1 protein-coding gene is annotated in these 2,102 nt (G+C 75.5%); it reads left to right on the forward strand.

Features of this window, described 5'->3' with window-relative positions:
• Positions 1–2,102 (forward strand): amino acid adenylation domain-containing protein (locus ACFYQ6_RS34935; RefSeq protein WP_388766889.1); only part of this gene is annotated, 2,102 nt, incomplete at both ends.

A 2,102-nucleotide genomic window follows, 5' to 3' on the forward strand; every position in this document is an offset into this window, starting at 1 on the left:
TGGACGGTGAGGGTGGTGCGGCCAAGTTCGATCTGGGGTTCAACTTCGTCGAGCGGACCGGTCCTGACGGCGGCCCCGCCGGCATCGACCTCACCGTGGAGTACAGCAGCGACCTCTTCGACGAGGAGACCGTCGAGGAGCTGGGCCGGCGCCTGGTGCGCCTGCTGTCCCTGGGCGCCGCCGACCCCTCGATGCCGATCAGCCAGCTGGATCTGCTCGAGTCGCGTGAGTGGCAGCGGCTGCTGACCGGGTGGAACGACACCGCCCGGACCCTGGAGCTGCCGGCCGCCACGGACACGGAGCCCGAGCCGGAGACGATCACCGCGCTCTTCGCGGCGCAGGTGGCGCGGACCCCCGACGCACTCGCGGTGGTGGCCCACGACGCACGGCTCAGCTACGCGGAACTGGACGCGCGCTCCGCCCGGCTGGCCGCGCTCCTGGCCGCCCGCGGTGTACGCCGCGGTGATGTCGTCGCCGTGGCCGTCCCCCGCTCCGCGGAACTGAGCGTGGCGCACCTCGCGGTGCTGCGGGCCGGCGCGGTGTGCCGGCCCCTGGAGCTCGGGCACCCGGCCGAGCGGATCCGTACCCTGCTGGCCGACGCGTCGCCCGCCGCCGTGCTCACCACCCAGGGGTGGCGGTCCGTGCTGACGAGGACGGCCCCCGGTTCGGCCGTCCTGCTCACCACCGATGACGACGACGCCACCGCTCCCGCCTCCACGGTCCTGCCCGGGCCCCTGCCGGACTCCCCGGCGTACCTGCTCCACACGGCCGGCCCCGAAGGGGAGCCCCTCGGAGTGCTCGTACCGCACCGGGCCCTCGTCAACCGGCTCCTGTGGATGCAGGACACCTGCCTGCTCGACGAGGACGACCGGATCCTGCACAAGGCTCCGGCCGACCTCGGTGCCTCGGTGTGGGAACTGCTCGCCCCCCTGGTGACCGGAGCCGCCCAGGTTCTCGCGCCGCCCGGCGACCACGTCGACATGGCCGGCCTCGCCAGGCTCGTCCGGGACGAGGCGGTGACCACGGTCCACTTCGCGCCGTCCGTCCTCGACGCGTTCCTCGCCGAGCCCGAGGCCGCGCACTGCACCGGTCTGCGCCGGGTGCTGTGCGACGGCGAGCCGCTGCCCGCCGGGCAGGCCGAGCGGCTGCGGTCGGCCCTGCCCGGAGCGGAACTGCACGTCCTGCACGGGCCGGCGGAGGCGTCCTTCGGCGCCCTCGCGCTCACCGTCGGGACCGGGCCCGGGAACGCGGCGGCGTACCCGCCCGCCGGCCGGCCCGCTTGGAACACCCGCGCCTTCGTGCTCGACGCCGGCCTCCTGCCCCTGCCCCCCGGCAGCCCCGGTGAGCTGTACCTGGGCGGGGCCCAGCTGGCCCACGGCTACGCCGGCCGTGCCGCGCACACCGCCGAGCGGTTCGTCGCCGACCCCTACGGCCCGCCCGGCTCCCGGCTGTACCGCACCGGCGACCTGGCGAGGTTCACGCGTGACGGCACGGTCGAGCTCCTGGGCCGTACGGACGCCCGGTTCACCTTCGGCGGCAGGAGTGTCGAACCCGCCGAGGCCGAACGGGTGCTGACCGCGCACCCCGCTGTCGCTGCCGCGGCCGTGACCGTACGCCCGGGTCCCTCGGGCGAGCCCGCCCTCGTGGCGTTCCACGTCCCCGCCGACCCGGCGGCTCCGGCGGACGCCGCAGCGCTGCGGGCCCACGCCGCCGCCCTGCTCCCGGGGCACGCGGTGCCCGCGCACTGGGTCGCGCTCGACGCGCTCCCGCGCACCGCCGACGGCCGGATCGACCGTGACGCGCTGCCCGAGCCGAGCCACAGCACGGCCCGCGCTCCCCGCGACGACGTCGAGCGGACGCTCTGCGACCTGTTCTGCGAGCTGCTCGGCGTCCCGTCGGTGTCGATCGACGACAGCTTCTTCGACCTCGGCGGTCACTCGCTCCTGGCGACCCGGCTGGTCAGCCGCGTCCGCGCCACCTTCGGCATCGAACTCCCCTTCCGGGACATCTTCGATGCGCAGTCGGTGGTGGCGTTGGCGGAGCGGGTGGTGGGTTCGTCGGTGGGTGGGCGTGCGGCGTTGGTGCCGATGGTGCGTCCTGAG

Source organism: Streptomyces sp. NPDC005494 (genome assembly GCF_042872025.1).
GTDB lineage: Bacteria > Actinomycetota > Actinomycetes > Streptomycetales > Streptomycetaceae > Streptomyces.